7 protein-coding genes and 1 riboswitch are annotated in these 9,286 nt (G+C 32.9%); all 7 genes read left to right on the top strand.

The features are described 5' to 3' along the window. Window positions 1-133 precede the first annotated feature (133 nt). Window positions 134-2,425, top strand: a complete 2,292-nt coding sequence (locus tag RSB60_RS09360) for an HAD-IC family P-type ATPase (protein ID WP_332615942.1) — start codon at window positions 134-136, stop codon at window positions 2,423-2,425. A gap of 105 nt (window positions 2,426-2,530) precedes the next feature. Beyond that, window positions 2,531-3,472: a substrate-binding domain-containing protein gene (locus RSB60_RS09355; RefSeq protein WP_332615940.1), complete on the top strand. Its 942-nt coding sequence runs from the start codon at window positions 2,531-2,533 to the stop codon at window positions 3,470-3,472. Window positions 3,473-3,478: 6 nt separating this feature from the next. Further along, the gene (pstC, locus tag RSB60_RS09350; RefSeq protein WP_323380757.1) at window positions 3,479-4,399 is read left to right on the top strand and encodes a phosphate ABC transporter permease subunit PstC; all 921 of its coding nucleotides are present in this window, start codon (window positions 3,479-3,481) and stop codon (window positions 4,397-4,399) included. After that, window positions 4,399-5,607 (top strand): phosphate ABC transporter permease PstA, encoded by a 1,209-nt coding sequence (pstA, locus tag RSB60_RS09345; protein WP_332615938.1) that lies wholly within the window; start codon window positions 4,399-4,401, stop codon window positions 5,605-5,607. Before pstC ends, pstA begins: the two co-directional genes overlap by 1 nt. A gap of 11 nt (window positions 5,608-5,618) precedes the next feature. Continuing rightward, the gene (gene pstB, locus RSB60_RS09340; protein WP_323380755.1) at window positions 5,619-6,374 is read left to right on the top strand and encodes a phosphate ABC transporter ATP-binding protein PstB; all 756 of its coding nucleotides are present in this window, start codon (window positions 5,619-5,621) and stop codon (window positions 6,372-6,374) included. After that, entirely contained in the window at window positions 6,374-7,015 is a 642-nt protein-coding gene (gene phoU, locus RSB60_RS09335) for a phosphate signaling complex protein PhoU (RefSeq protein WP_323380754.1), read from the top strand. The genes pstB and phoU overlap by 1 nt, the downstream gene beginning before the upstream one ends. Before the next feature lie 38 nt (window positions 7,016-7,053). Further along, window positions 7,054-7,212, top strand: a riboswitch (M-box (ykoK) riboswitch). A 220-nt stretch (window positions 7,213-7,432) separates the two neighbouring features. After that, window positions 7,433-9,286, top strand: a 1,854-nt coding sequence (gene mgtA, locus RSB60_RS09330; protein ID WP_332615935.1) for a magnesium-translocating P-type ATPase, incomplete at its 3' end; no start/stop codon positions are given.

Here is a 9,286-nt window from a genome sequence, read left to right as displayed (position 1 = left end):
AGAATAATAGAACTCTCATTTTTTAATTTTATAAGCGTAATATTGATAGAAAGATAAGTTAAAAAATAAGAAGGGATTAGCTTTTAAAACATTTTTTCGTTGTAGCATGATATAATAACACCGAGGTGATTTCGTGGAAAAAGGATTAACACAAAAAGAGGTTCAAGAGCGAATCACAGCTGGCAAAATTAATACCCTTGAATCGCGTATAACAAGAAGTTATAAAGATATTTTCTTTTCTAATATATTTACTTTTTTTAATTTAATTAACGTAATTTTATTTATTTTGATTTTAATGGTTAAATCATATAGAAATGGTTTATTCTTTTTTACGATACTTGCGAATACGGTAGTAGGTATTGTTCAAGAAATACGTTCCAAACAAACATTGGATAAACTAGCTATAGTGACTGTTAATAAAATTGATGTTATTAGAGATGGTATTGAAAGCCAAGTGCGTGTTGATGAAATTGTCCTAGATGATTGTGTGATTTTAAAAGAAGGTATGCAAATACCAAGTGATGCACTTGTTTTAGATGGGAAAATAGAAGCCAATGAGTCCTTGCTTACTGGGGAAAGTTTACCACAACTAAAAGAAGTGGGTTCATCTGTATTAAGTGGAAGTTTTGTAACTTCAGGTGAAGCTGTTTGTAAAGTAATCCATGTAGGTAAAGATAATTATGCACAAAAAATAGTAAGTGAAGCTAAGAAATATAAAACTCATCAATCAGAATTGAAGAAAAGTATAAATATTATTTTGAAAGTTATTAGTGTTCTTATTGTACCAGTGGGATTGTTGTTATTTTATAATCAATATTATCGTCTTGAATCTACACTTCAGGTAGCAATAGTAAGAACAGTTGCAGCATTAGTTGGAATGATACCAGAAGGACTTGTATTTTTGACAAGTGTTGCCTTAGCAATCAGTGTTATTCGCTTAGCTAATCAAAAAACACTTGTTCAAGAATTGTATTGTGTTGAAACACTTGCACGTGTAGATGTTCTTTGTTTAGATAAAACAGGAACAATTACTGAAGGAAAAATGAAGGTAATTGAAAGCGAAAAATTCGAAGAATTTGATTTTGATAAAGTATTAGGAAACTATGTACGAATTTTTTCAAAAGGCAATGCAACCGCAACAGCATTAGCAGCAGCTTTTGAACAAAGAAAAGATTTAGAAGTGATTAATAAAGAAGACTTTTCATCCGATAGAAAATATAGTGCTATTACTGTAAAGAATGAAGGTACATATTATTTAGGTGCAGCACAAATTTTATTTCCACAAAATAAAAAAGTTTTGGATAAGGCGAAAGAAGCTGCTGAAGAAGGCTATCGTGTCATAATTCTAGGAGTGAATCGCAAAAATGATTCTTATCTTAATTGTATTCCTTTAGGTTTAATCAAGATTCAAGATTCTATTCGTAGTAATGCTAAAGATACTATTCGATATTTTTATGAACAAGATGTCGAATGTAAAGTAATATCAGGTGATGATCCTGTAACAGTTGCATCAATTGCAAAGCAAGTGGGAATTAAAAAAGCTGAATTTTGGGTAGATGCATCAAAATTAAATGAAGATGAACTTCGTCAAGCAATTGTTGAAAAGAATATATTTGGTAGAGTTACACCTGGTCAGAAGAAAATTATGGTGGATGCACTCCAAAAGGCTGGGCATACGGTAGCGATGACAGGTGATGGCGTAAATGATGTACAAGCATTGAAGAAAGCAGATGTTTCTATTGCGATGGCTTCAGGTAGTGATGCAACTAAGAATGTATCGAATATCGTTTTATTGGACTCAGATTTTAGTCATTTACCATTTGTTGTAAAAGAAGGAAGACGCGTTATTAATAATATAAGAAGTGCTTCCAGTATGTTTTTAGTAAAAACTGGCTTTTCTGTAATGCTGGCAATTCTTACAATCATATTAGCTGATACTTATCCATTCCAACCAATACAACTGACAGTAATTAGTATGTTTGCGGTAGGAATTCCAACATTTTTATTACAATTTGAACCAAGTTTTGGAAGAATAGATAAAAAGTTTTTACGCGTAGCATTTAGAAATGCATTGCCGGCAGCATTTATTATTGCAATGGCAATATTAACAGGAATTGTTTTCTCGACAATCTTTAAGATTCCAGAAACAATGATATCATCGTTTAATGCAATTCAAACTGGTATTTTATATACATCAACACTTTATTTTGTCTATACACCACTCACTAAATATCGCGTGTCAATAATCATTACAATGCAAGTATTATTAGGTGTTGCATTTATTGTTGCACAAAAGTTTATTGGAATTACCGCATTGAATGAATCACTTGTAATATTTGTAATATGTTATACTGTTCTATCTTATTTTTTGATGAAGATATTGCGTGAACTTTTTGATAAAGCAGAGAATGCCCTTAAAAAATAAGGGCATTTTTAAATTTTACATAGATTTAACATTTATAGCATCTAAATTTAATAATACTTTCTTAATCTATACATGTACCAAGTCGGTATCTGGAGGGAAAGACAAATGAAGAAAATATTAAGCTTAATTTTAGCAAGTATGTTAATTGCAGGTTGCTCATCAGCACCAGCAAATACAGAGGGAACAGCAACACCAGCAACAGGAACAACAGGTGGGTCAACAATTAATGTTTACACACGTGACAGTAGTAGTGGAACTCGCGAAGCTTTCCAAGGTGCAATTGGTCTTGAAGAACTAACTGCAAACGCGATTGAAGTATCATCAAATGGTGACATGGCTACAAAAGTTGGAGCAGATGTAAATGGTATTGGTTATGTATCATTATCAACGGATTTTGAAGCTAGTGGATTAACACCACTTAATTATGAAGGTGTTACACCAACTGTTGAAACAGTACTTGATGGAACATATTCAATGCAACGTCCATTTGCTTATGTTACTCGTGCAGCAGGTGACTTTGGATCAGATGAAAAAGAACAATTAGTTGCAGCATTCATCGATTTTATTACTAATTCTACTGAAGGTATGGCAGTTGTTGAAAGTCAACATGGTATCGTGGATGTAACTAAAGGTACACCATGGGCTGAACTAGCTAAAAATCATCCAATAGTAGCACAAGATAATTCAGGTATTACACTTGTAACAGCTGGATCTACATCAGTATCAAAAACACTTCAAGCAGCATTAGAAGCTTTCCAACCAATGGCAGGTAACTTCCAATTCACAATGAATCAAACAGGTTCAGGTGATGGTTACAAACGTGTATTAGGTGAAGAAAAAGATGGTGCAAACGCTGCTGATATCGGATTTGCTTCAAGAAACTTCAAAGCTGAAGAAGATGTTACTACTTCAATGGCAAGCGGTGTATACTGTATTGATGCAGTAGTTGCAGTAGTAAATAAAGCTAATTCTTTAACAGATATTACAGCTGCTCAATTAAATGACATTTTTTCAGGAAATGTAACTGATTACAGCGCAATTAAGTAGGTTAGTATGGAAACAAATAAGAAGTATATCAAGAAAAACAAAACTCTTGATTCCATTTATAAATACTTCTTTATGGCGATGGCTGTGCTTTCAAGCAGCTTCATAATACTATTAGTTCTCTTTGTTTTCACAAAGGGAATTTCGCCATTTTTAAGTGGATATGAATATGGACAAGTAAATTTGTTCGATTTCCTATTTGGATTGACATATCGTCAAGATAAAGGGATTTATGGGGTAGGGTTTATTGTTATTAACACATTTGTAAGTGCTTTTGCAGCATTGCTGATTTCTTTCCCAATATCAGTATTAACCGCCTTATTTATAGCAAAAATAGCACCTAAACGATTAAGTAAATTTATGCAAACAGTTGTTGAATTACTTGCAAGTATTCCAAGCATTGTTTATGGGGTATTTGCGAGTGGTCTTATTACCGCATTTGTTCGCCAAATTGCATCTTTCTTTGGTGTTACAACAGCCGGAGGATCCAGTTTATTGGCTGTTGTTCTCTTGCTTGCAATTATGATATTTCCAACAATTGCCTCTTTATCAATCACAGCAATCCAAGCTGTAGATAAAGACTTAGAACAAGCTTCACTTGCATTAGGTGCAACTAAAACTCAAACAAACTTTAAAATTGTATTAATAGCTGCAAAGTCAGGTATTTTTGCAGGAGCAATCCTAGGAATTGGCCGTGCTTTTGGGGAAGCGACAGCAGTAGCGATGGTTGCCGGAAATAAATTATTTGGACCAACATTTAATCCTTTTGATATCACAAGAACACTGACAACAACAATGTTGGCTGGTTTGAAAGAAACAACAGGCTTAGACTATGACATTCGTTTCTCAGTTGGACTTGTATTGATGGTTGTCATCTTTGCAAGTAACTATATTCTTAATCTTGTGAAACGGAAAGTAGGTAATATGTAATGAAAAAGAAAGTAAAAGCAAAAGATACATTTTTGAATTCAATTACCTATTTTGCAAGTGGTGTTAGTATACTTGTATTAGGAGCTGTATTATGGTTTTTATTCTCACAAGGATTTTCTACACTAAACTGGGATCTTATAAAAAATAATTATTGGAGCCAAAATTTACTTGGTAATGTTGAAAAACAAGCAGGTGATTATCCATTAACCCAAGAAGTTGAAGGTGTTTATTCTATTGAATGGGGAATAGCACTTAAAGATAGCGTAAATGCACAAAAAGAAAAAGTATTAGAAGTAACATATATTCATCCTGATTCACCACTTAAAACAATGACAAGTGCTGTTGCAGGACAAAACAATCGTGAAATTACATTAGAAACGGGATACTCTGTTCAAAAAATTGATATTATAACCGCAGATGGAACCGCGACTTTCACAGGAAAGATTATGTCACAAGATGCTGCGACGGTAATTGCAAATATTGATGGAGCACAATCGATTACTAGTATGTATTTTAAAACACTTGGTGGAGGTATCCGCAGTAGTTTAATTACAACATTATACTTAATAGTAATTTCTCTACTTATTGCCTTGCCGATAGGAGTATCGAGTGCAATTTATCTACATGAATATGCATCAAAAAATAAATTTAATAAATTAATTCGCCAAGGAATCGAAACACTAACAGGAGTTCCAAGTATTGTTTATGGTTTAATGGGTGTTACAGTATTATTTCCAATTACACAATTATTAGGAGCAACAACAACAAGTATTTTGCTTGGTGGACTCACAATGTCAATCATTCTATTACCAACAATTATTAAATCGACTGAAGAAGCATTAATCGTTGTTCCACAAAGCTTACGAGATGGAAGTTTATCATTAGGAGCAACTAAGTCACAAACAATATTTAAAGTAGTGTTGCCTTGTGCAATTAATGGTATTCTTACTGGTATATTATTATCAATAGGACGAGTAATCGGAGAATCTGCGGCACTTATCTATACAATGGGAACATTTATCAATGACTCTCCATCACTACTTAGTCAAGGCACATCATTATCAGTAATGATTTGGTCATTTATGTCAGGTGAACAACCTAATTTCCAATTAGCAAGTGCAATTTCAATTATCATATTAATTATTGTATTAGTCTTGAATTTCGTCGTTAAAGCAATCGCGAAGAGATTTACGAAGAAATTCGCGTAGGAAGGGATATTATGGAAACATGTTTTAAAGTAAAAGATTTGAATTTATACTATGGTGAAAAACAAGCGCTAAAGAAGATTCAAATGAATATTTATAAAAATAAAGTAACAGCGTTTATTGGACCATCAGGATGTGGTAAGTCAACATTTCTACGTTGTCTAAACAGAATGAATGATTTAATTGAAGGATGCAAAATTGATGGCTTAATTGATAAAGATGGCATTGATATTTATTCTTCTAAAACGGATATTGTAGATTTACGTACTAAGGTTGGTATGGTATTCCAAAAACCAAATCCATTTCCAATGAGCATCTTTGATAATGTTGCCTATGGGCCACGTTGTCAAGGATTGAAAGATAAAAAGAAATTAGATGAAATTGTAGTTAAATCACTTAAACAAGCAGCTTTGTATGATGAAGTAAGTGACCGTCTACATGAGTCAGCATTAGGTTTATCGGGTGGGCAACAACAACGTTTATGTATTGCACGTTGTATTGCGATGGAGCCAGAGGTCATTTTAATGGATGAACCTACTTCAGCACTAGATCCAATTGCGACTGCTAAGATTGAAGAACTTATTGAACAGTTAAAAGAAAAGTATACAATTATTATTGTTACACACAGTATGCAACAAGCATCACGTATCAGTGATTACACCGCATTTTTCTTACTTGGAGAAGTGATTGAATTTGATAATACTAAAACAATTTTCAGTACACCAACCGATAAAAGAACAGAAGACTATATAACAGGGAGATTCGGATAATGATTAAACTAGATGATAAATGTAACAGAATTAAAGAATGTGTTATGCAAATGTCTAAACGTGTTGAAGATATGTATTCATTAGCTCTGGATATTATTGAAACAGGAGATAAAGATATTGCTTTAAAAGTTATCGAAATGGATGGGTTTGTAAATAGTGCAGAGGAAGAAATCAATGATTTAGCGATTGAAGCTTTAGCATTACTTTCACCTGTTGCCAGCGACTTAAGAAAAGTAATTGCAGGTATCAAAATTTCATCTGATTTAGAACGTATTGGAGACTATGCAAAAAGTATTGCTGGATTCGTGGTACGTGATGGAAAACTTGATCCAGAACTTGCGAAAAAAGCTAGAGAACTTGGTGATGCTTTCTTAACAATGATTGATCATGCAATGGATAGCTACAGCAAATCTGATGCAGTGTGGGCAATGAGCATCCCAGAAGAAGATCTTCAAATAGATCGTATTTTTGATGAAATATTAAAAATACTTCAAGATCGTATTCAAAAACAAGAAATGGTTGAAGATATAATTCCAATCATGGGTATGTTAAGAAATTTAAAGCGTGCTGGTGAGCATACAAAAAACATTTGTGAACACACAATATTTGAAGTAAAGGGTCAACATATCGAATTTAATTAGTATATGATTTGACAAGTACGTGAATAAGTTATATAAAGAAAGTGTATCGGTAGGTGAGGCTACCTTAGGGATACGGATTGCTGCCGCGGAGCTGTGGAGACACAGTGAGAAGGTTAACAGTCTATGTCGAATTCAAGGCATAGAATAACGCAATTACATTGCCCTAAGGAGTTAAAGCTTGAATGGTAATGTACTTTTTGATTTCAATGAGTCCTTATCGTTATCCGATAGGGACTTTTTTACATAAAGGAGGTGGTTGATATGAGTAAACCGGATAGTTGTAATAGTGATCAGCAGAGGCAAAAAGTCATGTGTTTTATATACCTAGTTTTCAGTCAACCATCTTTTGAATTACTGTCTGAATTTTAATTTATAATTCCATTGACGACGCCTCTTGAAAAAGAGGAGGATAAAAAAATGGTAAAGAAAATAATAAGTTTAGTTACTCAACAAGAAAAAGTAGTAAACGAAAAATTATTAAATGCAACAACTCAAGATGTGAAAGATTTACTAAAAAGTTACAACAATACAGTAGAAGGTTATGATGAAAAACAAGTTGAATCTTCTAGAGAAGAGTTTGGAGAAAATATACTTCAACATAAAAAAGAACAACCATGGTATAAATTATTACTTAGTTCTATATTAAATCCTTTTTCAATTGTATTAATTATTTTAGCTGTGATTTCATTTTTTACAAAAGATTATGCGGCTGTATCAATTATTGTATTTATGGTATTGCTAGGAGCTGTGCTTAGTTTTATGCAAGAATATAAAAGTTCAAAAGCAGTTGAAAAACTAACTGAACTTGTAGAGACAAAAATCACGGTTCAACGACTTGATAATCATGAGTCAATCAAAATGGAAATTCCAATGGATGAATTAGTTGTTGGAGATATTTTGCATTTATCTGCAGGGGATATTATTCCAGCTGATGCACGATTAATTCAAGCTAAAGATTTCTTTGTGAGCCAATCTTCACTTACTGGTGAGAGTGAACCAGTAGAAAAATATGGTGAAACATTAAATGAAAGACCCAAACAAGCGCTTGAAGCAAATAACCTAGTTTTTATGGGATGCAATATTATTTCTGGATCAGCCCAAGCTATTGTTATTACAATAGGTAGTAATACAATATTTGGGAATATTGCTAACCAATTACAAGAAAAACCAGTAATTACTAGTTTTGAAAAAGGTGTTAATTCGGTTTCCTGGATTTTTATTCGATTCATGTTGATTATGGCACCTGTCGTATTATTGTTAAATGGCTTTACAAAAGGAAATTGGCTTGAAGCTTTCTTATTTGCATTGTCAGTAGCCGTTGGATTAACACCAGAAATGTTGCCAATGATTGTATCAGTAAATCTTGCAAAAGGTGCAATCGCAATGTCTAAGAAAAAAGTTATTGTGAAAAAATTAAATGCGATTCAGAATTTTGGTGCAATGGATGTATTATGTACAGATAAAACGGGTACGATTACACAAGATAAAGTGAGCTTAAAATATTATTTGAATATACATGGGCAAGAAGATGATCGTATCTTAAGACATGGCTTCCTTAATAGTTATTATCAAACCGGATTAAAAAACTTAATGGATATAGCAATTATTAATCATGTTCAAGATAGTGAACAACAAGATCTTTTCAATAACTATAAAAAGATTGATGAGATTCCATTTGACTTCAATCGTAGAAGAATGAGTGTTGTTGTAGAAAATACAACTAATGAGTCAGTACAATTAATTACAAAAGGGGCAATTGAAGAGATGTTGTCAATTTGTACTCATGCAGAATATGCAGATAGTATTGAAGAACTTACAGATGAAATAAGAAAAGAGATTTTAAATCGATGTTATGAATATAATGAACAAGGATTTAGAGTATTAGGAATTGCTCATAAAAATTTACCTTCAATTGATAGTGTTATCTCTGTAGATGATGAACGAGGGATGGTTCTACTTGGATATCTTGCATTCTTTGATCCACCTAAAGAAAGTACAAAAGATGCCCTAAATGCTTTGCATGAGTATGGTGTTAATGTAAAAGTACTTACAGGTGATAATGATGCAGTAACGCGTTATATTTGTAATCAAGTGGGACTAAATGGTAACAATATCATTCTTGGTGAAATGGTTGAAGCAATGGACGATGCGGAACTTAAAAAATGTGTTGAAGAAGTAGATGTCTTCGCAAAATTATCACCAGCACAAAAAACAAGAATTGTTGAAGCATTAAGAAATGATGGACATACAGTTGGATTTATGGGAGATGGA

The organism is Anaerorhabdus sp. (assembly GCF_036657415.1).
In the GTDB taxonomy this organism is placed as follows: domain Bacteria; phylum Bacillota_I; class Bacilli_A; order Erysipelotrichales; family Erysipelotrichaceae; genus Anaerorhabdus.
This window is presented reverse-complemented; position numbering and strand designations above follow the sequence as displayed.